This is a genomic window from Kribbella voronezhensis (assembly GCF_004365175.1).
GTDB lineage: Bacteria > Actinomycetota > Actinomycetes > Propionibacteriales > Kribbellaceae > Kribbella > Kribbella voronezhensis.
The window spans coordinates 2,944,552-2,966,639 of sequence record NZ_SOCE01000001.1 but is presented as its reverse complement, the minus strand read 5'-3'; the positions used below and the strand labels follow the sequence as shown (position 1 = coordinate 2,966,639).

The following is a 22,088-nucleotide window of genomic DNA, read 5'->3' as shown; positions in this document are numbered from 1 at the left end:
ATCACCACCACCGACAATCCACCGACCGCTCACCACCGTCCGTTCGCCGGTCGCCACTCAGAGTTCGTTGCCGTAGTCAACTGGTCTGTTCGCAGTGGGCAACAGGCGACGGCAGGCGCATCCTGAGGACATGGCCGATGGTGACGAATTGGCGGTGCGCGGTACCCCGCTCGCTCGGATTGTCGGGGCGACAGGGCTGGTCGGCACTCTGTTGCTCTTCGCGACGCTGATCGGCGCCTCGCCGGGCGAGCCCGCGATCAACGCCACCACCGCTGAGGCCGCGACGTACGTCAGAGGGCTGGACACGACCTGGGTGCGGCTGGCGGAGGCGGGAAGCGACATCGGGATGTTCGTTCTGCTCTGGTTCATGGTGGGCCTGGCGTTGCTGCTGCGCCGGGTCGACGGTGAAGTACCTCTGCGGTCGACGATGGCCTTGGTCTCCGCCGTACTGGTCGCCGCGTTCGTCATCCTCGAGACCGGTGACGCGGCGGGCGCCAACCGGGCCGCCGATCTCGACCCGGGACAGTTGGCTTACGCGTACGACCTCAGCCATCTCGGGTTTGCCAATGCCTGGTTGGCGATGGCCGGCTTCGCCTTCGCCTGCGGCTGGATCATCACGTCGACCCGGGTCATGCCGCGCTGGCTTGGCCGGTGGGGCGTCATCAGCGGAATCGCCCTCGCACCGGCCCAGTTCCTCTGGACGATCGAAGGCGCCTGGCTCCTGCCGTACGTCGCCTTCTGGCTATGGCTCATAACCACCGCCGTGGTCCTCGTACGCCGCAACGGCTTCGTCCTCCCGGAAAAGCTTGCCGAGGGCATCTGACCTGCTTCACGCCTTCTTGTGAGAGGCTCTGGGCTTGCCAAGGCCGGTCGGAGGAGGGCCAGTGAGACACGTCTACCTCGTCACGCATCCCGAGGCGCAGCATCACATCGACGGCCTCGTCGGCGGCTGGTACGACTCGGAGCTGACGGCTCGTGGGCGCCAGCAGGCTGATCGCATCGCCGACGTCCTGGCCGGCAAGATCGGACTCCAGCCCGTGGAGGTCTACTCCTCTGATCTGAGGCGAGCCAGCGAAGCGGCAGAGCGAATTGCCGCGCGCTTCTCCGTCGGCGTACAGACTGATCCGCGGCTTCGGGAGCGGTCCAACGGCGAGGCGGACGGCCGTCCTCAGGCTTGGCTCGACGAACGCCGCATCCCGCTTCCGGAGTACGGCGATCGCCTCGGCCACCACGACGGGCCGGCCGGCGCGGAGACACGACTGGCCTTGGTCGAACGCCTGTATCCCGCCCTCGACGACATCCTCCGCCGACCGGCGCCGCACCAGATCGTGGTGTCTCACGGATCCGCATCGAGCTACCTGATCGCCGCCTGGATCGGCATGCCGATGACGTCGACCGACCGCGTCTTCTTCCCGCTGACGGCGGGCAGCATCACCACCCTCCGCCGCAACGACACCCACTTCAGCCACCAAGTCGTAGCGCTGAACGAAACCGAGCACCTACAGGCCCTCGACTAACGACCAGCGCTGTGACTTCGTCCGGCACCGTCAGCTGGTGAAGCGCGCCTTGCTACTTGGCCTTGGGTCGCGGCTTGAACCGACGTACCTCATGCGGCCAACCGCACGCCTCGGCGACCTTGCCCGCCCACATCTTGGCGGTCTCGTCATCGGGTACGTCGACCAGAGCGAACCCGCCCAGAAACTCCTTGGTCTCGACGTACGGCCCGTCGGTGATCAACATCTCGCCACTCGTGGGGTCGGCGCTGTAGACCGGACCGTCCTCCTCCTCCAGCCCGCCGGCGAAGACGTAGACCCCGGCGTCCTTCATCTCCTCCACCACTGCCATGGCCAGCGGCCCCCGCCCCCGGAACCACTCCTCGGTGTGGTCGCCCACCCACTGCTGATTGAAGTAGATGAGGTACTCGGCCATGTCTGCTCCTTAACTAGAGCGGACCCACTGTCCGCCTCCACCAACGCTACGAACAGCCCCCACCAATTCCGACAACCTACCGAGAACTTTTCTGGGACGGCCGCGCGGGTGCACTCCCATGTTGAGCCATGGGAGTGCACCCGCGCGGTGTTGTTACCTCAGCAGCTCACGCCAGGCAGTCGATGGAGCAGGACCGCCGCAGGGACGCGATCAGTGCGCGCATCATGCCCACACCCGGACCCAGTCGACTCGGACAGCAGTGCCGGGAGTGATCGCTTCGCCCGCGTGCTGGCGAACCGCGTAGTTGAAGATGAGGAACTGCGGAAGCGTGCCGGCGAAGGCGTGCGACCACATCGGCTTGCCGTCGTAGTAGAACGTAACTCCGCTGCTTGTCCACTGCGAGCCGAAGTTGTGGCAGCCGGCCAGCGGCGTCGGCGAGTAGGTACCGCCGTGATAGACCGGGTCGACATAGTGCAGCGAAGCCTTGGTGCCGCCACCGATGCCTTCGAGGACGTCGATCTCGCCATGGTCCGGCCACGGCACCGAGGACGGTCCGTTCGTCCACCAGGCCGGGAAACCGTCGACCTTGCCGTCGCCGTTACCGTCAGGCAGGCAGACCCTTGCCTCGAACGACCCGAACCGCTGGTTGAACGTCTTACGAGTGTTCACCAGGCCGGACACGTACTGCTTGGTGCCACCTCGGCAGAAGGCTTCGCGCTGCGCGAGGCTCAGATTGAGGTATCCGCCGGACTCGGTGACCTGCTTGGTGTCGTAGCACTGGAGGTTGTCGCTGTTGACACCGTCCGAGATGCCTTCCTTGAACCAGCCGCGCTCCCACTTGGTCGTGTCGACTGTCGTGGCATTGAACTCGTCCTGGAACGTCAGCTTGGCCGAACTCGTCGGGCTCCAGGACGGTGCGAGGCCGGTCGTCGGCGGAGTAGACGTCGGACTCGTTGTGGTGGGCGAGGCGGTGGGTGAAGTGGTCGGCGTGGGTGACGCGGTGGTCGGGGTAGTTGTCGGCTTGGTCGTTGTTGCCGTGGGCGTGGGCATGGCCGTGGGCGACTGCGTCGGCTCCACCGTCGTTGGTGCCGACGTTGGCGTGGACGGCAGCGGGTCAGTCGTGCCCTCGGGGACGTAGCTGATCTCCAGCTTTGTCTGCTGCGCACCGGCCTGGCGCGAACCGAAGACGGTGCTGCCGGCGCCTTCGGGCTGCGTGACGGCCAGGTTCAGTTCGCCGGCCTCGGTGACGCCCTTGGAGACGTCGATCCGCAACTGCGCCGACTTGCCGTCGTCGGCCACGGTCGCGAACGGCGTACCGGGCTTCGGAGCAGTCAAGTAGGTGACGGCCTCGGTCCAGCCGCCCGGCGCCTTCGACACCGCGATCTTGGCCGGGTTGCTGGTGGTCAGCCGGGTCAGTACCAGCGTGGCCTTGCGGTCGTAGCCGTCCGCCACGGGGGGCACGGTGTAGCGGATCAGACTGGTCGCCTCGTTCATCTTCGCGACCAACCGGGACGACCAACCGTGCCTCTGGGTCGGGGATGTGGTGCTCACGTAGGCATCGGCGCCGGCCGTGAGGCTGACCGGGGCCGGGATGCTGTCGGAGGTCAGCGCGGCCACGCCGATTCCGGCGGTGGTGAGGACCAAGGAGATGCCCGCGATGATCGGGATCAGTGCCCGGCGGCCGGCCTTGGCGGCCGGTTCTTTCAGTCTGTCGGAGGGAACGGCAGCTCGATGTTGTGCATGCCGACGGGAGAAAGCATCCCGCATGGGGACAGTCCTTCCTGCACGCCTGTGAGGTTAGCTGTCGGGCTCGGGCAGGAAGATTGCCCGGTCGCTGGCGCGACTTCGCCCCGAGGACAGGCAGCAGCGCACGCGGGCGCCACGGCCGGTCCGGGAACCTTGGGTTCCCCACTTCCGCCCTCGGATGCTCTGTGGGAGGGGCCACCGACCCGGAGGGCGGAACTCGGCGTTGCGAGTCGGCGGGGGTATGCATTACCGCCTGTGTCCGGTCCCCCAGGTCCGCGGCCAGGCGCCGGTGAGCATATGCACACCCACCAGGAGGTCTCAAACCGGTAACAACGCCGTCAGCAACTACGCACCGCAACAATCGAACCGCGCCATCGACACAGCGTGACAATCACGACGTCCTGTCGCCGCTCAGATCATTACTTTCCGTCGCCCGACGCCGATTATCGAATAACGCAATACATTTTTCGTGACATTCCGTGGCCACATTGTCCGGGAATTTACACCGCATTTCGAACGTCCGATTTCACACCGTCTCCGACTGCCTACAGAGAGCCCCACCCCAACCCACCACACTGCGTGCTACATCACAGGTGTGCACGGATCTGGGGGCTGCTGGTAACGCTGTTCGATTCCCCGTTGCGGTTCGTGTGGCCTGATCTTCGCGTCACAACTTCACGAGTGTCGGGTAGCCTGCGTCCGCCAACTCAGTGGTCACACACCTGGGGCCTGGCGCATCGCCGATACCGCCGTCATCAAGGAGGCCGTGCCATGGAACCCGTCACGTTGATCACCGGCGGTTCGAGCGGGATCGGTGCGGCCACTGCCCGTGTCCTGCTCAAGCAAGGCCACCGTGTGGCGATCACCGGCCGCGATGCCGATCGCCTGGCCGCGCTTGCCACCTCCACCGGAGCGGGCGAGCGGCTGCTGACCATCACCGGTGACGCCAGCGACGAGAGCCATGTCGCCGCTGCCGTGCGTCAAGTCGTGGGCTTGTGGGACCGATTGGACACGGTGATCGCAAACGCCGGGTTCTCCCTGCCCGGCACGCTGGAGGACCACGACCCCGCGGCCATGCGTGCCATGGTTCTCACCAACATCCTCGGCCCGGCTCTGCTGGTACGCGAGACACTGCCGCACCTGAGGAAGTCCAAGGGCCGGATCGTGATCATCGGTTCGGTCGCGGGCACCAGGAACACACCCGGCAACCTGTACTCCGTCACCAAGTGGGCCGCGCACGCCCTCGCCGAGAACGTCCGCCTCCTGGTAGCCAAGGACCACGTCAGCGTCACCGTTGTCGCCCCAGGGGTTGTGGACACCCCCTTCTGGGACGAGCGCGGCGGATCACCCGCCGCGGCACCGACACTGACCGCCGAACAAGTCGCCGAGGCAATCTTGTTCGCCGTCAACCAACCCGAAGGCGTGGACATCAACAACCTCGTCATACGCCCCACCGGCCAGGTCAGCTGATCACGCCCACACCGCGGACGCCGGGCCGCACGATCAGCTCGCGGAACACCTAGCTGGACAGAAATTGCTGGACTAGCGGAAAGGTCGGCGGTTCTCCGATGGAGTAACCGCAGGTCAGAAAGGGTGGTCGGGGGGCGGCGCTCATAGCGATGTCGAACAGCTTGGTCGATGGCACTTCGTGGGAGAACTCGGTACGGCTTGTGTAGATCGCGGTCACGCATGCCAACTCGGCCGGCATTGCGGTGCGGTGGCTGCGGGTGCCTCGAAGGCCGTGGCTGTCGCCGGGCCAGGGAAACATCGGCCTAGCGGGGGACTCACGCTTGGAGATGGCGGTCAGGAGCAGTCTCGAGACACAGGCCTTGGGTGTCTCATCGCGGATGCGGCGAGATGAGCGCCGAGTTGGAGGCGGCCTGGGCGATTGCTCGGGGCGATCCGACTGACCAGCCTCACCTGGCGGCGCGAGTGGCGGCGAGGCTGTCGCGGGCGGGCGTCAGCCCGCAGTCGCGGCGTAGCCGCAAGAGAGGCCGGGCGGGCGGGAGCGGGTGTAGTGACCGCGACGGAGGAGCGGTTGCGGAGCGCGCGTGGGAAAGAAAAATCCCTCCCCGGATGTGGAGAGGGTTGAGGTGGTCAGGGGCGGTCTCGAACCGCCGACCTTCCGCTTTTCAGCTCGACAGCGACTCTCGCGCTATATCTCTGGCTGGTCGCCCCGTGGATCTCTGAGGTGGATTCCGAAGGCCTCTGACGCCAAGTGTTGCGGCCCGGGTTGCGGCCCTCATGCCGACCCGATCGCCAACAAGTACGAAGATCGGAGCGCCTCCCTCCAGACAGGGCGGCAGCTGGATGCCTGCTTCGTGTGCGGATGCCCCCATACTGTTGGAAGTCAGCAAGAGCTGCTCTGATATCGCCGAGGTTGCTCCGGCCTGAGCTAGGAGGTTGCCATGATCTTGCCGCCCTCTGATGGCCTGCCTCTCCCAGCACCGCCGCATGACGACGTTGAGCTTGCCCGCCGGCGCAGATCACGGTCCAGACGCCGAACCGCGATCGCGTCCGTGGCCATCCCTGTCCTCGCGGGACTCGCCGTGGCTGTCGTTGTTGTCTCCCCTCAGTCTCGGCCAGTCGTGTATGCCGCTGGCGCTCCGCTCCTCGCCCTTTTCGCGGCCTTGCTCGGGTTCTACTTTGGATCAGAGGACAGCGGAGGCGAACGAGTCCGGAGCAGCCGGAGTGCGCGCTTGCCGGCTGTTGATCTAGGTGCAGTGTTCGAGGCGTCAAAACTGCTAGACACGGTGAGCGGACCGTCCGCGCGTATCGCCGGCCTGAGCGCGCTCGCTTTGCTCGGCCGTGTGTCTCCACAAGCAGCGAGGCTATGCGCGGACATCATCGTCGGCGCGCTCAGGAGCCAGTCGTGGAGCGAGGATGGACGCGATGCAGAGACAGCGCGTCGCGCCGCAGTGTTCGCAATTTCAGACTTGATCAAATATGGCGATCCTGGATATCGAGCAGATATTCGCGGTATCTCGCTGCAGGGCCTCAATCTGTCTGATCTCTGGCTCCCGGGGGCTGACCTTGCCCGGGCATCCCTAACCGGCTCGGATCTCTCGCGAGCCAATCTGTCGGGTGCATCACTTAAGGAAGCGGATCTCAGTGACTGCATTGTCCTCAATGCGAATCTCGACGAGGCTGTGCTCGACCACGCGAATCTATCATCGGCTGTGCTTGTTGGGTCATCGTTCGCTGGTGCTTTGCTAACTGGCGTAAATCTCTCCTACGCGTTATTGCGTAAGGCTAATTTGAGACGAACGCTCCTGGCGGAAGCGAACCTTAGTGATGCTGACTTGCGAGATGCGGATCTAACAGACGCTCTGTTAATTGGCGCAAATCTCAGCGGGGCGAGGTTCGACGGCAGTAGCTTGAAGGGCGCAGCGGTGGACCCTATGAGCTTCCCCATGCACGGGAATGAGTTGGCCAGACTCGAACGGGTGCGAGTCATTGAGGGGGACAGCGATATGTCGCTGTGGGTGGCGAAGCGGTTGGATCGGCTCCCCGGTGACTGACCGGTCGAGCCTGGAGCCCTTCGGCGAGACGGTTCTCCCTATGCAGCCTGTTGACCAAATCGCAGCCAGAATATTCTTGGCAGATCTGGAGAGTCAGTCTCGCCATCGACGCATTCGGCGAGCTGACGCAGCACAGGATCTGGCTTCCCAGGAGCGTTGGCTCTTCTGGGCCATGCTCGGTACGGCGATTCTGGCGCCTCTCATGGTTGTGGCAGGGTTTGTACTCTTGGTGACAACCTCACTCCTTGCTGTCGGCACGTTGTCTGCTGTTCTCGGATTGCTGCCTGGCGCAGGGAGTATTGGACTTAGGCGGATGCAGCGAGCTGTTTCCCGAGAGCGGAAGGCCCTCGATTCGGCTGCGCGGGACGACGACAGATTTGCTAACGCCGTCGGCGTGATTGCGCTAATTCCAAATGACCAGATTCGCGCACGCGAGCTCGCCAAACTATCTACCGCAATGATGGACTCGATCCAGAAGCCATACAGTGACGGCACTAAATCAATTGAGCAGTGATGCTCTGATCGCGAATTCCTATTGATAGCACATGCTAGGAAGATCGCGGCCGGTTGGTCTTGGAGACGGCAACCTGCAGCTGGTCTAGTAGGCGCTGCGTGTCGCAGTTGGGGCTAAGGGACGCGCCTCCGCAATCTGCGACATTCACATGAGACCTTGCACCTGCGACCTGTGCCGGGATGGAAGAGACCCTCGCTCGCGCCGCGAGCCCTTGCATATGTCACGAGACTCAACACACTTTCTAATCCCCGATTCCGCGTTCAGCGGCGTTCCACCAGCTGCGCAGGAGCGTGCGAGGCCGCAATCAGAACATTGCTGAGCATGCCCGGATAGCGGCGGATGAGACCAACTTGGAGACTGCATTCGGGTGGCTAGAATCAGATCTGTCGGCGGAGTCTGGTCGTTGGCCGGCGGAAGTACCGGCTTAAGCCGCGAGGGCGTTAGTACGAGTGCATCGTTTGCTTCTCTTCAACCTGGTGCCGCTTGCGGTTCGCCGACAACTCCCACAGGAGGACAGCTAAGGCAGCCAGACCAGCCACGAAAGACCCCAATGCATCAAGCACATCCCAGGTTCCAACCGTTGCCTGCCGAACGACTTCCTCTAGCATTTTGCTCCCGCCTCACCTGGCCCGCTTCTGGCTGCTTCCACGCTAGCTATCGATCCGTCGGCCCACCGATGCCACGCCGTCCGATGTCTTCGCGCTGAGTTAGCAGTCGCGGTCCCACGGTGTTGGCTTGAGGGCTTGGCTGGGTCTCGGCTGCCCACATCGTGTGAGATCAGGAGGCGGATCAGCGACACTCGGCCGCATCCATGGAACGATATGCGCGACTACGCAGGGGGGACCTGGATGATTGAGATTGCGGCTGTTGTGGTCGCTGCGGCAACAGCGGATGGTTCGGACAAGGTCGAGTGGTATCACGTTCTCGGCGGGATCCTGCTGCTGCCAACATTACTAATCGGCATTCCATCGTCCTACTACGTCGTTAAGAAGACTCGGCTCGAGGCCCTCAAGCTAGAACGTGAGCTCGCGGCGGAGCCTGCGCAGGGAAGCCAGCCGGAGCTGAGCGAATCTGTTGCAAGAACAGGTCAGCCAGCGATCGCGCGGGCAGTGATCGCAAGACGAGTGCAGGACATCCTGCTCCGGGCTATCCTCATGTTCCTCGTCCTGAAGGCGTGGGATCTCCTTCGCGAACTCCTGGATCCGGTACTTGTTGGTGCCCGGTTCGGGGTCGGAGCAGCATTCTCCAGTTTCGAGGTGGGTAGCGGTCCTAACGCTGGCGAGGTGATCGCCGTGATTGCGCTCAAGCTGCTCGCGGTTGCGCCAACTGTCGCGTACTGGTTGATCTTCATCTCGATGGGCCTGCCGCTGGTCGTCGACACCCTGCGGGCGTTATCGATCGAGCCCCCGCCCCTGCTAGTCCGCAGCTCCGCAAGACGGATCCTGGTAGGCATCGTGATACTTGGCCTCCTAGCCACGACTCTTTACAGAGCTGGCTAAGCCCCAGAAGCGACGTATTCGTCCGAACTCTCAGCGAGCGCAATTTGGAGATGCGTCGAAGTCGGGCGGCGTCGACGGATGCCGCTGGCCTGGGATCTCATCTCGGACATGGCAGGATCACTGGACGACTTCATCGGGGAAGGCAAGTCATGGTAGGCAATCTGAAGATTGGCCAGGTGTTGCGCTATGCGGCAGGGAAGGATCAGGCCCCAGCGGTCCTAGACGGGTATTCCAACTTCCATCATGTGACTCACTCCCCAGATCAGAAGCGGGTGCTGCTAGAAGCAGGCATCAATGGAGTTGCGCGGCTGTCGTGTGTGGATGGTGTCCGCCGTCCGGCCGTGCTCATCAGATCGAGCCCATGGAAGGCTGGATCTGAACAGACCCCTTGGCATGACGTCTTTGACATGGACAACGGTCACGTGCGCTACTTCGGCGACCACAAGGCGGGAGTCACCGTTCCACCTGGTGCTACTAAGGGCAACGCTTGGCTACTAGAGGCCTTCAGCGAACACCAGGCCCACACCCCGGCTGAGCGAGCTGCCGCCGCTCCCTTGTTCTTATTTCGCTCGGTGTCCATTGATGGCAAGCCCAAAGGTCATGTCGAGTTCTGCGGTCTGGGCCTAGTCGAACGCGCCGAACGTCTTGTGCAGTGGAGCGGCAGTGGCCATACGACTTTCGTCAACTATGTGTATGACATCGCCTTGCTTGACCTCAGCGCGGAAGCCGACCAAGTCTCGTGGAACTGGATAGATGCTCGCCGGGACTCGTCCAAGACGGTCGCGCAAGCGCTCAATCTTGCCCCAGTCTCCTGGCGTGAGTGGGTTAGACGGGGCAACTCTGCTCTACCCAGCCTGCGACGCCGCGTCGCGAGAGCCAGGGTGACCAAGACGCGAGAACAGCGGCCTGCCGTCGGCAGCACCGAGTCTGCTGCGCTCCAGACAATCTACGAACGATTCGACGGGCGGAAGCACGACTTCGAAGCCTTGGCATCTGCAGTAGCTGCTGGCGTTCTGAGGGGGTCCGGGCACAGCTACGTCGAAGGATGGCTCACCCGACGCTCAGGCGACGGTGGTGCAGACTTCGTTGGTCGGTTGGATATCGGCAGCGGTCTGGCGGGAACCAGCCTGGTGGTCCTGGGGCAGGCCAAGTGCATTAAACCCAGTAGTGCAGTCTCTGCCGAAGAGATCGCGCGGGTTGTCGCCCGTCTGCGCCGAGGCTGGATTGGCGTCTATGTAACAACCGGCTTGTACTCCGAACCAGCGCAGTTGGAGATGGTTGAGGACCAGTATCCAATCGTTCTCATTAACGGGATGCATCTGGCTCGGCAGCTGCTAGCCATCGCTCGCGACGACCACGGTGGCGACCTTCCGGCGTGCATCGACCACATCTTGAGTGGACAGAGCGCCGTGATCACCAACAGACGTCCGGAAGAGGTGCTCCTGGAGTAGCGACTGATCACCTGGAGGTCCGTCGGTTCCTGAACCAGGACGGTTCTGGAAGATCGCCGCTCAGGAGTTGCTACTTAGTCCAGTCGCGACTGAAGAGGTGATGGCCGCCCAACTGGTAGGGCTTGCAGACCCACACGCCTTCAACATCTGTATCGAGCGGGAAATCGGTATCGAGGGTCATCAGGACTTCTGCGCCGCCGACGATCGCGGATGCGAGGTGGACAGCGTCCCAGGTCTTGAGTCGGTATTTCTGGGCCAGCGCGCGCGCCTTCAACGCCGTTACTCGATCGAGTTCCACGAGAAGTACGTTCGGGCCCAGTAGGCGGCTAAGGATTGCCGCATCTACAGCGGGGTCGGCGGGCCGCGATAAGCCTCCGCCGCGAACCTCCACCAGTGATGCTGTGGCCGCTACTAAGGTGATGGAACCTTGCTCGACCTTCTCGAGCAGGTCAATGATCGGCTCTGAACCGTGCTCCGCCAATATGGCGGCAATGAATGCGGATGAGTCAAGGTAGACCGCACTCGGCCTATCAGGGCTTGTCACTGACTGTCCTCAGATACTCAAGCGAGCTGAGCCCATCGGTGAGTTCTCGATCGAGACCGTACAGCTCACGGAGGCTCTCGTGGTCCGTGGGCAGTAGCTCAAGGGTCCGCATGTCCAGGCGGACGATCTGGCCGGCGCCGTTTCGCTTGAGCCTGCCAGCAACCAAAACACGCTGCCCAAGTGCAGCGCGCACCGCGTCAAGGTCCTCGGCGTTGAACGTGACCTCCAGGCGTGAGCCCCCTCGCTCCGGCCACAGGCCCGCGACACTTCGGCGGTGGATGTTGATCGACCCGATCATGCCCACGACTGAGCCGATACTCTCCTGCCGAACGTCCAGAGCGTTCTTTAGGTGGACGGCGACCTCGGACGTGACACGAGCCGTCGGGACGTCGGGCACTGGCTCTCCGTTCCGCACAAGGGTCAAGGTGACACCGTCAGGCAGGTGGTGCTTCAAGCCATTCGCGAGGGTTCGACCACGCCGTACTGCGGTAGGCGTCCATCCCTCCGGAATGACATCCTCCGTCTCGGCAACCGCAAATCCTTTCACCAATCTGAGGGCGGCAACATCGAGGATCGCCTCACTGGAGGATTCCTCGACTTTCAGCGGCGCGAGGGTTGCGTGCAGGCTGCCGAGCCCGAGGTTTGTGAAGCGCCACCGACTACGCGGGGCCTTCAGTGCACCGCGAACCTGGGCAACCTCCAGCTCAACGATCGTCTTGAGTAACTGATCGAGTGTTTCAACGACAGCCTCGGCATCCATGCGGGAGTGGGGTCCTCGCATGTCGATTGAGACTTGGTCAGCCATGACACGACGGTACAGCGCCTCGGCCTCCGACGCATCGAAATGCCAAAGGTGGCGCTATCGGGCGTTTGCAACCAGACAGTGAGGCGTCAGAACTAGGCTGGTGGCTGGTTGTCCGCCAGGAGTAGCTCGGTGCGATCATGCACCGAGATCGTCAGTCCATCCCTATGAAGGAGACCTAGCGGCATTCCGCGTGGAACGAGTCCATCCGGTCCGAACCCTCGGGGTGGGAATTGAAGACATCGCGGGAGGACCCTGATGGCTTCGGATGGTCAAGGTGATTGCTTTGGGGAGCGATGAGGCTTCTTTCGAGGCGTCACCCGCAACATCGCTTCGGACTGATTTGCGTAGTAACTCAGCCAGCGCTCTTTTTGATCCGCACGCCTGCCTCTAAGCGGGATGTGATGGTTGGGCCAGTCGAATTTTGGCTCCGGTAGGTGGCCGTCCCAGCGGATCAGCTCTTCAGAGGCGATGACGACCGGATCGAATAATTCGAATATCCCTGAGCTTAGTGCGCTCCCCATTCGAGCGGGCGTTGCTTGTACGCCTGGCTGATTGGCGACATCCTGGATTCTCTTGTGGCAGCCTTCCCATGCGTGAGAGATGTCGCGTATTCCAGAAGTTATGTCGTCGATTAATCTGGATTGGCCAAGAAGGATCTGAGACTTCAATTGGGCTGAATAGACATCCATCAGTTCATCGCAACGAGGGCGTAGCCACCAGGGGTCTGCGGTACTGTGGTCCTCAAGCATGTCGATCATGGTCAGTGCGACGGTCGCGAACTCTCGGGCAGCCTCAATTCGACGGGCTGCCTGGGCCAATTCCCGATCATGCTTGAGTTGCTTCCGGATGCCCCAGTATGCGAATGCCACGGCAGCAAATGTCGCAACCAGTGGGACGCCCTCGTTCGCGAGCCATTGGGCACTGCTAATCTCTGACCAAAACGCGTCCAACTTTCCTCCGGTCGCCTATGTTTTGGGAGTCTCGCTGATAAAATTCAATCCTGATTGATGGAGATTTGGAAGAGCGCACCGCTCATTCGGCCCGGGATGTTGCAGATTCGGACAAGATCGAAGCCGTGCCGAATATAGTAGTCGTGTAGCTTAGTGTTGGTGCTCCAGCAGTTCAGGCGAACCCAGTAGTGGCCTTCTTTTCGCGCATGATCTATCACGGCTGCTAGCAGAGCAGAGCCGTAGCCTTTGCCGTGTTCTACTACAAAGAATCTGCTGATGTAGGTCTGTGGCTCGGCTAGCTCTTCAGGTGACCAAAAATCCGTTTCTGGCGCGATTAGGGCCATCATTGCAACCACATTGCCATCGACCAGCCAGCCGACGAAAGGGTAGCTGTCAAAGTCGTGGTCGATGTTGGCGTGGACCTGGGCCATGTCGAGGCCGCCTCGGTACTGGTCGGTGCCTTTTGTGGCTAACCATTCTCCGGCTTCGTCGCGGACCTGGTGGACGAGCTGGCGGTGGGATTCGTCAAGGGTGATCAACATCAATCGTCCGTATTCAGGTCGTAGGAGACTTCTACGCGGTCGGCTGCCATGCGGGAGACCATGTAGCGAACCGGACGGCCCTCGGCGTCGTATCCGACGCGGGTGTGGATGAGTAGCGGGGTGCCCGGGGCCATCATCAGGCGCTGTGATTCGTCGGCGCTAGGCATGCGGGCGGTGAGTGTGTCGTGCCAGCGGGTTTGTTTATGGCCGGTGGCGGCGAGTAGGCCGCCCTGGACTCCGAGGTCGCTGGGGTTCCAGAACAGTTCGTTCCCGTCGGTGACGAATGGCGGGAAGTAGGAGTCGCTGAGCTGGTGGGGTTCGTCGTTGACCCAGCGGAGGCGATTGCGTGCTTGGATCGCTGTTCCTGCAGGTATTTTGAGGGCTTCGGCGACATCGGCCGGCGCCTGGATGCTGAGGATCTGAAGATCGTTTTTCGGGATCCCGCCTTGGGCTTTGATGGTGTTCGCCCAGGCGTCGCCGTCGTTGTTGTGGGCCTTCTCCCACTCGGCCATCTTCCATTCCCAGCGGCGGATCTTGCGGACTTGGCGAGTCCGGCCCTGGCTGCTCGTGATCAGCCCCTCCGCTTCCAGAGCGGCGAGCGCTGCACGCACCGTGTTCCGGCTCGCGCCGTAGCGGTCCACAAGCTCCGCCTCACTGGGCAGGGCCGAGCCCGGCTCGCCCAATGAGTCGCGGATCAGGCGCGCCACTCGCTCTTGCAACGTCTCCGGCATCTCAAGTTCCTCTCGTCTGGTGCTTGACAAGCTTATGCGGCTTGTTCCAACATGTCACTCAAGCAACTTGTTCCAACAAGCCAAATAAGCAGACCAAGGCCGATAGGACCTGAAATAGCGACGCCCCGGCGGTGGCACCCGCCGAGGCGTCTGGGTCGCGCCCGTCCCATTACGAACAGGAGCACAACCCGTGAGCATCATCTCCCTTCCGACCGTCAGCAGCGAGGACCCGAGCCCGGCTGACCTTGCCGCCATTGAGCGGGAATGGCCGCTGATCGCGGCAGACCTGGATCTGTTGAACGCGGAGATCGCCTGCCTGATTGCCGGGCCGAATGTGTCGGCTCTGGACTGGCGCCGGATCCGACGCGCTGAGCGGCGAGTCCTGACCGTTGGCCGCGAGCTGGCTAACGACAGCGAGACCGTCAATGAGGGCGCGGCATGAACCGCCACCGCGCTCCGCGCCTTGATGAGGTGTGGACCGAGCGGCTCGGCCTCGAGGCCGCTGGCGAGATCCGGGCAGACCTTGAAGGCCGCCTCGCGAACGTCATCACCCTCGTGACGACGGATTCATCCCCCGCCGGTTCCGATGCGGCTGCCGTTGCGTCAGGCGATCTGTGGGCTTTGACCGGGTTCCTCGCCGACGCACAACGGGTCCTTGCCGGCAAGGAGATCCACCCATGAGCACTCCCGTTCGCAGTACGTACCCGGTCCCTGTTGAGGACCTGATTCCGGTCGCCCGCAAGCTCGCTACGGAGCTGGGCACGCTGCCGTCTCGAAACCGGATTATGAAGGAGTACCGGATAGGCGCCGACAAGGCTCGCTCGATTCTGGACGCGCTGGCCGAGCCCACCCCGGAACCGGTCGAGCCACGCTTGCATGCGGTTCCGAGCCCGGTCGAGTCCGAGCCCGTGGCGGGTGCCGGTGAGATGCCCTCCGCGTCGGAGGAAGGGGCATCTCCGCAGGTCACAGCGTCCGTAGACCCGGGAATCGTTGCCAGAACTGCCCAGGCTGAGAAGGTCCCCGCGGCTGCCTCCCAGGATGCCCGGCCGGTTCGGTCGTGGCCGGTGCTGCTGCTCGCTCTACCCGCGTTCGTCGCGGTCTGGTCCGGCTGGGTTGGACTGGGCACGCTGACCGGGTTCGGGGTGGTTCACCCGCTGCCCGGGATCGCGGACGGCTTCACCATCAACTCCGCCATCACCCTCCCGATCGGAGTCGAGACCTACGCTGCGTTCGCCCTGCGGGTCTGGCTGTCGGGGCAGGTGCCTGTAGCGGCCCGCACGTTTGCAAAGTGGTCCGCTCTGGCCGCGCTGGTCCTGGGCGCGCTCGGTCAGGTCGCCTACCACCTGCTAGAGGCAGCCGGGGTCACGCAGGCGCCGTGGCAGATCACCACCGTTGTCGCCTGCCTGCCCGTCGCCGTGCTCGGCATGGGCGCCGCCCTCGCCCACCTGGTCCACGCCGGACCACGACCCACCCGTACCGCTAGCCGGTTCCGCCAACTCCGTACCCGCCTCTTCAAGAACGGGGAGAAGTGACCATGACTGAACTGCCGAACGACGTGGCCGAGCCGATCGACCTGGACGCCCACCGCGCCCGCCGCGACGACACCCCGCAGAGCCCCGACGACAGTGCCGGCCAAACCGTGCCGCTGTCGGCGGGTGAGGTCGAGCGGATGGACAACGCCTATGAAGTCGCCCTGGACGACGGAACCGACACCTCGCCTGGTGCGGGCAGGGTGCTCGTGCCGGTGGACAAGCCGGGCGTGCCGGTCGCGGTCGCGGCTGGTGAGTGGCTGCCGATCATCCCGGTACACCTGCGCCCGGAGAACCTGCCCGCCACAGTTCGCCGTGCGGCGGGCCGGTCGAGTCATGTTCTCGGCTATCACGCGGTCCGGTCGCCGTGGTACGGCGCGAAGCTGTCCTGGTTTGCTGGCCGTGGCCTGTTTCGCCTTGTAGGTAAGCAGATCGCGTGGTGGTGGGTCCCGAACTCGGTCGCTCTTGAGCAGGCAGCGGCCGATGAGCGGGAGTTGAAGGAGTGGGAGAAGATCCACCGTCAGCTCAAGGCGACCCGGTTGTGGCGTGGCTGCGTTCTGACGGCTCAGAACATCGGCGTGATGATCAGTGCGCCGATCCTGTGGAACGCCGCTCCTGCGACCCTTCTGACGGCTGCGGGCGCCGGTGCGGTCGCTGCGTTGGCGCATTACGGGCGCCCGGCCGGTCAGACGCTGGTTGGTACTGCGGTTGTGGCGCCTCGGTTCCGGAAGCTGAACTCGGACATCGTGTTGCGCGCTTACTACGCGGCCGGGCTGGGTCGTCCGGACAAGACCGATCAGGAGATCCGGTTCGGGTCGCAGATGTCCAGGGATGCCCGCAACACGGGGTCTCAGGTGTTGGTGGATCTTCCGTACGGCAAGGGCTGGTCGGACGTGTCCGGGTCGCGGGAGAAGATCGCCTCTGGTCTGGATGTGCACGTGAACCAGGTGTTCTTGACTCCGGACAAGACCAGCTCGCGCCGGCACACGTTGTTCGTGGCCGACCGTGACCCGCTCGCCGTGCCGGTGGGCCGTACGGACATGCTGGACTGCAAGCCGCGCTCGGTGTGGCGGCCGGTGAAGTTCGGCCGCGACGAACGCGACAACCCGGTCAACCTGATGCTGATGTGGACGTCGCTGCTGGTCGGTGCCCAGCCCCGCAAGGGCAAGACGTTCGCGGCCCGGCTGATCGCGCTGCATGCCGCGTTGGACCCGAACGTGAAGCTGGTCATCGTCGACGGCAAGAACTCCCCGGACTGGTTGGCGTTCAAGAAGGTTGCCCACCGCATCGTGTTCGGGACCCACCCGAACCCCAATGACACGGACCCGATCGAGCACTTCCGGGCGATCCTGGACGAGATCTTGGCGCACATCGACACCGTGAACAGCATCTTGACGACATTGCCGGTCGACCAGTGCCCCGAAGGCAAGCTGACCGAGGAACTCGCACGCGACCGCCGTTACCCGGACCTACGGGTCCTGGTGCTGGTGATGGAAGAGTTCCAGGTCTACTTCGAGACCGAAGACCAAGCGATCAATAAGGAGATCGCCGCCAAACTGTCCCGCATCCAAGCAGTCGGCCCGAGCGCGGGCGTGATCATCGAGTCCAGCTCGCAGAAGCCGGGCGGTGTCGGCGCCGGCGACGTGGCCCGTTTGTTCAACCGGTACAGGGACAACCACACCAACCGGTTCGCCCTGCGCTGCGGCAACCGCGTCGTATCGGAAGCCGTGCTGGGAGGCGACGCCTACCAGGAAGGCTTCGACGCCTCCAAGCTGCCGATCGGTGATGAGTACCGGGGCGTCGGCTACCTGTACGGCGCGTCCGACGCGACACCCACGGTGCGGACGTTCCTGGCCGACCACACCGACGCCGACAAGATCCTGACCGCCGCCCGCAAACACCGCGAACGCCTCGGCACCCTCACCGGTGAAGCAGCCGGCGAGCAGATCGAGCGCGCCACCCGCGACGTCCTGGCCGACGTGCTCACCGTGATGGGCGCCGACAACGCCGCGCACTGGGACACCATCGCCGGACGCCTGGCCCAGGACATGCCCGAACAGTACGAAGGCACCACCGCCGAAGCGATCTCGGCACAGGCACGCGGCCTAAACGTGCCCAGCGTCAACGTCAAACGCGACGGCGCGACCCGCAAGGGCGCCCGAGCCGACGACATCCGCGCCGCGATACACCGCCGCGAAATCAACGCAGAGTAACCGTCTAGAGAAGGCGGCGGGACGGTCGCGGTAGCGGCCCCCGGGCTACCGGTAGCGGCTGCGCTACCCGTCCCGCTACCTCACAACCAGAACCTGACCAGGCCGTTCATCCACGCGTAGCGGGTAGCGGCCACGGCTCCTCACGCCCAAAAACAGCCCTTCGGAGGCTTCCCGTGCCAACCACCACCGCTACCACCCTCCTCACAGCCGCTACCCACGGTAGCGGACTCACCGCCACCGTCCACACCCTCGCCCAGGCCGCCACCGTGGCACTCATCGTCACCGTGAGCATCGCCTTCTACCTCCTGACCTGCCTTGTCTGGCCGTTCGGGAAGTGCCGCCGCTGCAAGGGCGCGGGCAAGTTCAAGTCCCCGCTCGGCAACGCCTACCGCCATTGCGGCAAGTGCGACGGCTCCGGGCTACGGGTCCGGATCGGGCGCCACGTCATCAACCACATCCGCGCCACCCGAGGCGCGGGAACCAACACGACCAGCAAGAGCAGCAAGTGACCGGCCTGCATCTGGTGTCGCTGTGCGCCGGCATCGGCGGCATCGATCTCGGGTTCCAGCGCGCCGGCATCCCCGCCCTCGCCGCTGTCGAGATCGCCCCTGCCGCACGCGGTGTCCTGGCCGACCGGTTCCCCGCAACGCATCTGTTCGAAGACCTCACGAAGGTGACCGCCGATGACCTCAGAGCAGTTGGCGTTGTTCCCGAACGAACCATCGTCGCGGCCGGATGGCCCTGCCAGGGAAACTCATCTCGGGGCCGTCGTGGCGGCCTGGGTGACCCACGCTCAGGATTGTGGGTGCACGTCGCGCGACTGCTGGCGCAGCTACATCCCCGTTGGTTCGTCGGCGAGAACGTCCCTGGCCTTCTGTCCGTCAACGACGGACACGACTTCGGCGCGGTCCTCGGTGACCTGGCCCAGCTCGGGATGGACAGTGCCTGGCGGGTGCTGGACGCTCGCGGTTTCGGAGTACCCCACAGGCGCCGCCGACTCGTCCTTGTCGGACATTCTGGAGACCGGACCGCACCTGTCCAAGTACTCCTTGAACCCGACCGTCTGCCGGGGAATCCTCACCCGCACCGCCCGGCGACGCCGCAACCTGCCGCCGGAGCTGCGAGCAGCGTTGGAGCAGACCGCCGCGACCGCGACGACCGAGGCAGCGGCATGACCTGGGCGCCGGCGGCGGCGTACTCGCTCGTGAGCCACGGTGGCAACGACAAACAAGACCCGTCGATGGTCACCTACGTCGTCCAACCCGACACCGGACCGCGACGGCTCACCCCGCTGGAAGGTGAACGCCTGCAGGGGTTCCCGGACGGCTGGACGGCCACGTCCCACGGTGAACCGCAGTCCGATCGGGACCGGTACACGCAGCTCGGTAACTCGGTCGCCGTGCCGGTGTTCGAGTGGGTCGCCCGCCGAATCGTCACGGCCGACTCGATCGAGGCGGCATGACCGGCGCATTGATGGACCGGGCGAGTCTGCACCCGGCGGCCTCGCGGTGGGTCACGCTGTGGAACGGCGGGGAGTGGCTCGGCTGGGACCTGCACGGGACACCGGTGTTCAAGTACAAGTTCGCACCCGGCGGACTCGCCACCCGCCGCCAACTCCGCGCGATGCGCATGTGCCCTGGCGGCCACGAACCCTACGCGCTGCTCGTGTGGCGCAACGGCAAACGGTGGGCCTGGCTGTACCGGCTCGACCTCGCCAAACCATCCCGCGTCGCCTCACCGGCCCAACTCAACGCCCTGGACAAAGCCATGGAAGCGCGACGCCGCTGCAAGCTCTGCGGCCACGTCGCCGACTACTGCATCCCGACCTCTGACGGACGCTGCACCGACTGCATGACCGGCGCCTACCGCAACACCACACCCAACGCCTACGCCGCCTGAACCCACTCGAGGGGAGAACCAACGATGAACCAGATCCTCACCGCAGCACTCGAGGCCGCCACCCACGGATGGCCCGTGTTCATGCTCGCCCGATCCAAGCGGCCCGTAGCCAACTGCACCCCCTGCCACACCGCCACCGACCACGACCCCGCAACCTGCGGACACCTCACCTGCCACGGCTTCTACGCCGCCACCACCGACCCGCACCGCGTCGCCGCGATCATCGCCGCCGTCCCATACGGCCAACTCGCGCTCCGCGCCGGCGCCGTGTCAGGGCTCCTGGTGGTCGACGTCGACCCCGCACACGGCGGCACCACGAGCATGACCAACCTGGTGAACGACGGACTGCTCCCGCGCACCCTGCGAGTCATCACCGGCTCCGGCGGACAACACCTCTACTACCGCCACCCCGGACACCCGATGCCCTCACGCCCGATGCCCGGACACCCGGGAATCGACATCAAAGCCGACGGGGGATACGTCGTGCTCCCACCATCGATCCACCACCGCACTGGCCTGCCCTACCGGTGGGCGACCACCAGCACACCCGACACAGCAGAGATGCCCCCCGCTCTCATCACCGCATGCCTGCCACCCGCGCCGGCCGATCCGGCCACCCCGCGAACCAGCCTCGTCACCACACGACCGGGCGGGGGCATCTCCCACCCCGACAAGCTCCTGGACAGCCTGCTCGACGCCGTTCGACGAGCACCACAAGGCAAGCGCCGCACGACCCTGTACGGCGCCGCGAGAGGCGCCGCCCGGATGGTCGCAGCCGGAGCAATCGAGCAGACCACCGCACTCGCCGCCCTGACCTACGCCGGACACCAAGCCGCGCAAAGCGACCGAGACATCAAAGCCGCCATCGCCGGCGGTTTCCGCGACGAAGGGATCGCCGCATGACCACCCCGAACGACACCACCGACGACACGGAAAACGGCGCCGAACTCCTGGACGACGTCACCGCCACTGTCGCCCGCTATGTCATCCTGCCCAGCACTTCAGCGATGGTCGCGGTCGTCCTGTGGATCGCCGCATCCCACGCCATTCCGGCATGGAACTGCGCACCCCGGTTGGTGATCCGAGCGCCTGAGAAGCGGTGCGGTAAATCCCGGTTACTCGACATGGTCGAGGGGATGTGTCACCGGCCATTGATGACCACCAACGCCAGCCCGTCAGCCGTCTACCGATCAATTGGCCTCATGCCATCAGATCCGCCCACGCTGCTGATCGATGAGGCCGACACTATTTTCGGTCCGAAGGCGGGCGACAACGAAGACCTGCGCGGACTGCTGAACGCCGGTCACCAACGCGGGCGTCCCACTCTGCGCTACAACGCGGGCAAGGATGCGGTGGAGAAAATCCAGACGTTCGCCATGGCCGCACTTGCAGGGATTGGTGTCATGCCCGACACCATCGAGGACCGCGCCGCGATCGTCCGAATGCGCCGCCGTGCGCCCGGTGAAGAAGTCCAGCCGTATCGGGTCCGCCGCGACGGCCCCCAACTGGACGAGCTGCGCCAGCGCCTCAACCTATGGCTCACCGCGCACCTGGACGAACTCACCCACGCTGCCCCGGATATGCCGTTGGAGGACCGTGCTGCTGACACCTGGGAACCGCTGATTGCCGTTGCCGATCTGGCGGGCGGGACCTGGCCCCGGGCAGCACGCAAGGCCGCCGTTGCGTTGACTAGCGACCGCGACGCTGGCGATGAGGCGTCGCTGCACACCCGGCTCCTGTCCGACTGCCGCATCGCATTTCAGGACGCGGACGCACTGCCGACCGCTGTACTTCTCGACCGGCTCAAGGCTGATCCGGAAGCTCCCTGGGCGACCCACGGACCCAATGGGCTGACCCCGATGAAGATGGGCAACTTGCTGCGGGACTTTGAGATCCGTAGCGCGAACATCCGCTTCACCACCGGGCAGGCCAAGGGCTACACCCGAAGCGATTTCAGTGATGCGTGGAACCGCTACTGCCCTGAGCCAAAGACGGTCTCGGGAGAAGGCGTCCCAGCCGTCCCAGCCGTCCCTTCGCAGGTCAGCACGGGGACGGCTTCACCCCCTGGGACGGCTCAAGCCGTCCCAGGTTCCCAAGCCGTCCCGGGGCTGACCTGCGAAGTTACGCCTGGGACGGCTGGGACGGCTTGGGGACCCAGGCCTGTTCCGGCTCTCACCGATGACACCCGATCCTCCCGCGAGACCGCATGAGCACG

Annotated in this window: 23 protein-coding genes, 1 pseudogene and 1 riboswitch; of the genes and pseudogenes, 17 read left to right on the top strand and 7 right to left on the bottom strand. The window is 64.4% G+C overall.

Translation table 11 applies throughout. From position 1 onward, the window contains the following. Nucleotides 1–130 precede the first annotated feature (130 nt). Together EV138_RS13545 and EV138_RS13540 are read left to right on the top strand one after the other, a co-directional pair. Nucleotides 131–823, top strand: coding sequence for a DUF4386 family protein (locus EV138_RS13545; protein ID WP_133979207.1), 693 nt, complete (start codon nucleotides 131–133; stop codon nucleotides 821–823). A gap of 61 nt (nucleotides 824–884) precedes the next feature. Then, the gene (locus EV138_RS13540; RefSeq protein WP_133979205.1) at nucleotides 885–1,517 is read left to right on the top strand and encodes a histidine phosphatase family protein; all 633 of its coding nucleotides are present in this window, start codon (nucleotides 885–887) and stop codon (nucleotides 1,515–1,517) included. A 52-nt stretch (nucleotides 1,518–1,569) separates the two neighbouring features. On the opposite strand, the gene EV138_RS13535 is transcribed toward EV138_RS13540, so the two are convergent. Next, the gene (locus EV138_RS13535) at nucleotides 1,570–1,929 is read right to left on the bottom strand and encodes a YciI family protein (RefSeq protein WP_133979203.1); all 360 of its coding nucleotides are present in this window, start codon (nucleotides 1,927–1,929) and stop codon (nucleotides 1,570–1,572) included. 222 nt (nucleotides 1,930–2,151) lie between these two features. Beyond that, nucleotides 2,152–3,696, bottom strand: a complete 1,545-nt coding sequence (locus EV138_RS13530; protein ID WP_133979201.1) for a glycoside hydrolase family 16 protein — start codon at nucleotides 3,694–3,696, stop codon at nucleotides 2,152–2,154. Nucleotides 3,697–3,700: 4 nt separating this feature from the next. Continuing rightward, nucleotides 3,701–3,908, bottom strand: a riboswitch (cyclic di-AMP (ydaO/yuaA leader). Nucleotides 3,909–4,446: 538 nt separating this feature from the next. Here EV138_RS13530 and EV138_RS13525 point away from each other — a divergent pair. The 4 genes from EV138_RS13525 (at nucleotide 4,447) to EV138_RS13510 (ending at nucleotide 10,660) form a co-directional block, all read left to right on the top strand. Continuing rightward, on the top strand, nucleotides 4,447–5,145 hold the full coding sequence (locus EV138_RS13525) for an SDR family oxidoreductase (RefSeq protein ID WP_133979199.1): 699 nt from the start codon (nucleotides 4,447–4,449) through the stop codon (nucleotides 5,143–5,145). A gap of 1,253 nt (nucleotides 5,146–6,398) precedes the next feature. Continuing rightward, entirely contained in the window at nucleotides 6,399–7,196 is a 798-nt protein-coding gene (locus EV138_RS13520; RefSeq protein WP_166678580.1) for a pentapeptide repeat-containing protein, read from the top strand. A gap of 1,362 nt (nucleotides 7,197–8,558) precedes the next feature. Continuing rightward, complete coding sequence (locus EV138_RS13515; protein ID WP_133979195.1) at nucleotides 8,559–9,209, top strand: hypothetical protein; 651 nt, start codon at nucleotides 8,559–8,561, stop codon at nucleotides 9,207–9,209. Nucleotides 9,210–9,358: 149 nt separating this feature from the next. Continuing rightward, complete coding sequence (locus EV138_RS13510; protein ID WP_133979193.1) at nucleotides 9,359–10,660, top strand: restriction endonuclease; 1,302 nt, start codon at nucleotides 9,359–9,361, stop codon at nucleotides 10,658–10,660. 70 nt (nucleotides 10,661–10,730) lie between these two features. On the opposite strand, the gene EV138_RS13505 is transcribed toward EV138_RS13510, so the two are convergent. The 5 genes from EV138_RS13505 to EV138_RS13485 all read right to left on the bottom strand — a co-directional run bounded on the left by EV138_RS13505 (nucleotide 10,731) and on the right by EV138_RS13485 (nucleotide 14,232). Then, the gene (locus tag EV138_RS13505) at nucleotides 10,731–11,204 is read right to left on the bottom strand and encodes a type II toxin-antitoxin system VapC family toxin (RefSeq protein ID WP_133979192.1); all 474 of its coding nucleotides are present in this window, start codon (nucleotides 11,202–11,204) and stop codon (nucleotides 10,731–10,733) included. Beyond that, entirely contained in the window at nucleotides 11,191–12,009 is an 819-nt protein-coding gene (locus EV138_RS13500) for a hypothetical protein (RefSeq protein WP_133979190.1), read from the bottom strand. Before EV138_RS13500 ends, EV138_RS13505 begins: the two co-directional genes overlap by 14 nt. A 269-nt stretch (nucleotides 12,010–12,278) precedes the next feature. Beyond that, nucleotides 12,279–12,878, bottom strand: coding sequence for a hypothetical protein (locus EV138_RS13495; RefSeq protein WP_133979188.1), 600 nt, complete (start codon nucleotides 12,876–12,878; stop codon nucleotides 12,279–12,281). 125 nt (nucleotides 12,879–13,003) lie between these two features. Further along, nucleotides 13,004–13,501 (bottom strand): GNAT family N-acetyltransferase, encoded by a 498-nt coding sequence (locus tag EV138_RS13490; protein WP_133979185.1) that lies wholly within the window; start codon nucleotides 13,499–13,501, stop codon nucleotides 13,004–13,006. After that, on the bottom strand, nucleotides 13,501–14,232 hold the full coding sequence (locus EV138_RS13485) for a GntR family transcriptional regulator (protein ID WP_133979183.1): 732 nt from the start codon (nucleotides 14,230–14,232) through the stop codon (nucleotides 13,501–13,503). The genes EV138_RS13490 and EV138_RS13485 overlap by 1 nt, the downstream gene beginning before the upstream one ends. A gap of 190 nt (nucleotides 14,233–14,422) precedes the next feature. On the opposite strand from EV138_RS13485, the gene EV138_RS13480 reads away from it, so the two are divergent. The 11 genes and pseudogenes from EV138_RS13480 (at nucleotide 14,423) to EV138_RS13440 (ending at nucleotide 22,083) form a co-directional block, all read left to right on the top strand. Next, a complete protein-coding gene (locus EV138_RS13480) occupies nucleotides 14,423–14,674 on the top strand; it encodes a DUF6284 family protein (protein ID WP_133979181.1) in 252 nt (83 codons plus the stop codon). Next, nucleotides 14,671–14,913 carry a hypothetical protein gene (locus EV138_RS13475; protein WP_133979179.1) on the top strand — a complete coding sequence of 81 codons (243 nt, stop codon included), beginning with the start codon at nucleotides 14,671–14,673 and terminating at the stop codon, nucleotides 14,911–14,913. Before EV138_RS13480 ends, EV138_RS13475 begins: the two co-directional genes overlap by 4 nt. Then, a complete protein-coding gene (locus tag EV138_RS13470) occupies nucleotides 14,910–15,764 on the top strand; it encodes an ABC transporter permease (RefSeq protein ID WP_133979177.1) in 855 nt (284 codons plus the stop codon). The genes EV138_RS13475 and EV138_RS13470 overlap by 4 nt, the downstream gene beginning before the upstream one ends. Before the next feature lie 2 nt (nucleotides 15,765–15,766). Then, nucleotides 15,767–17,974, top strand: a complete 2,208-nt coding sequence (locus tag EV138_RS13465; protein WP_133979175.1) for a cell division protein FtsK — start codon at nucleotides 15,767–15,769, stop codon at nucleotides 17,972–17,974. A gap of 173 nt (nucleotides 17,975–18,147) precedes the next feature. Beyond that, nucleotides 18,148–18,483, top strand: coding sequence for a hypothetical protein (locus tag EV138_RS13460; RefSeq protein WP_133979173.1), 336 nt, complete (start codon nucleotides 18,148–18,150; stop codon nucleotides 18,481–18,483). Next, nucleotides 18,378–18,947, top strand: a pseudogene (locus EV138_RS38585) (DNA cytosine methyltransferase); the annotation flags it as partial. The gene EV138_RS13460 and the pseudogene EV138_RS38585, both read left to right, overlap by 106 nt. Before the next feature lie 31 nt (nucleotides 18,948–18,978). After that, complete coding sequence (locus EV138_RS37980; protein WP_238158114.1) at nucleotides 18,979–19,149, top strand: hypothetical protein; 171 nt, start codon at nucleotides 18,979–18,981, stop codon at nucleotides 19,147–19,149. Next, nucleotides 19,146–19,436 (top strand): DNA cytosine methyltransferase, encoded by a 291-nt coding sequence (locus EV138_RS37975; RefSeq protein WP_238158113.1) that lies wholly within the window; start codon nucleotides 19,146–19,148, stop codon nucleotides 19,434–19,436. The genes EV138_RS37980 and EV138_RS37975 overlap by 4 nt, the downstream gene beginning before the upstream one ends. Further along, the gene (locus EV138_RS13450) at nucleotides 19,433–19,873 is read left to right on the top strand and encodes an RRQRL motif-containing zinc-binding protein (RefSeq protein WP_238158112.1); all 441 of its coding nucleotides are present in this window, start codon (nucleotides 19,433–19,435) and stop codon (nucleotides 19,871–19,873) included. Before EV138_RS37975 ends, EV138_RS13450 begins: the two co-directional genes overlap by 4 nt. A gap of 24 nt (nucleotides 19,874–19,897) precedes the next feature. Continuing rightward, nucleotides 19,898–20,776, top strand: a complete 879-nt coding sequence (locus EV138_RS13445) for a bifunctional DNA primase/polymerase (RefSeq protein ID WP_133979169.1) — start codon at nucleotides 19,898–19,900, stop codon at nucleotides 20,774–20,776. Then, nucleotides 20,773–22,083, top strand: a complete 1,311-nt coding sequence (locus tag EV138_RS13440; protein ID WP_133979167.1) for a DUF3631 domain-containing protein — start codon at nucleotides 20,773–20,775, stop codon at nucleotides 22,081–22,083. Before EV138_RS13445 ends, EV138_RS13440 begins: the two co-directional genes overlap by 4 nt. Nucleotides 22,084–22,088: the final 5 nt, after the last annotated feature.

What these genes read in the sequence shown, in the direction of transcription:
- EV138_RS13545 (WP_133979207.1), top strand. Translation starts at nt 131, where the DNA reads ATGGCCGATGGTGACGAATTGGCGGTGCGCGGTACCCCGCTCGCTCGG.
- EV138_RS13535 (WP_133979203.1), bottom strand. Translation starts at nt 1,929, where the DNA reads ATGGCCGAGTACCTCATCTACTTCAATCAGCAGTGGGTGGGCGACCAC.
- EV138_RS13530 (WP_133979201.1), bottom strand. Translation starts at nt 3,696, where the DNA reads ATGCGGGATGCTTTCTCCCGTCGGCATGCACAACATCGAGCTGCCGTT.
- EV138_RS13525 (WP_133979199.1), top strand. Translation starts at nt 4,447, where the DNA reads ATGGAACCCGTCACGTTGATCACCGGCGGTTCGAGCGGGATCGGTGCG.
- EV138_RS13515 (WP_133979195.1), top strand. Translation starts at nt 8,559, where the DNA reads ATGATTGAGATTGCGGCTGTTGTGGTCGCTGCGGCAACAGCGGATGGT.
- EV138_RS13510 (WP_133979193.1), top strand. Translation starts at nt 9,359, where the DNA reads ATGGTAGGCAATCTGAAGATTGGCCAGGTGTTGCGCTATGCGGCAGGG.
- EV138_RS13500 (WP_133979190.1), bottom strand. Translation starts at nt 12,009, where the DNA reads ATGGCTGACCAAGTCTCAATCGACATGCGAGGACCCCACTCCCGCATG.
- EV138_RS13490 (WP_133979185.1), bottom strand. Translation starts at nt 13,501, where the DNA reads ATGTTGATCACCCTTGACGAATCCCACCGCCAGCTCGTCCACCAGGTC.
- EV138_RS13485 (WP_133979183.1), bottom strand. Translation starts at nt 14,232, where the DNA reads ATGCCGGAGACGTTGCAAGAGCGAGTGGCGCGCCTGATCCGCGACTCA.
- EV138_RS13475 (WP_133979179.1), top strand. Translation starts at nt 14,671, where the DNA reads ATGAACCGCCACCGCGCTCCGCGCCTTGATGAGGTGTGGACCGAGCGG.
- EV138_RS13470 (WP_133979177.1), top strand. Translation starts at nt 14,910, where the DNA reads ATGAGCACTCCCGTTCGCAGTACGTACCCGGTCCCTGTTGAGGACCTG.
- EV138_RS13465 (WP_133979175.1), top strand. Translation starts at nt 15,767, where the DNA reads ATGACTGAACTGCCGAACGACGTGGCCGAGCCGATCGACCTGGACGCC.
- EV138_RS37975 (WP_238158113.1), top strand. Translation starts at nt 19,146, where the DNA reads ATGACCTGGGCGCCGGCGGCGGCGTACTCGCTCGTGAGCCACGGTGGC.
- EV138_RS13450 (WP_238158112.1), top strand. Translation starts at nt 19,433, where the DNA reads ATGACCGGCGCATTGATGGACCGGGCGAGTCTGCACCCGGCGGCCTCG.
- EV138_RS13445 (WP_133979169.1), top strand. Translation starts at nt 19,898, where the DNA reads ATGAACCAGATCCTCACCGCAGCACTCGAGGCCGCCACCCACGGATGG.
- EV138_RS13440 (WP_133979167.1), top strand. Translation starts at nt 20,773, where the DNA reads ATGACCACCCCGAACGACACCACCGACGACACGGAAAACGGCGCCGAA.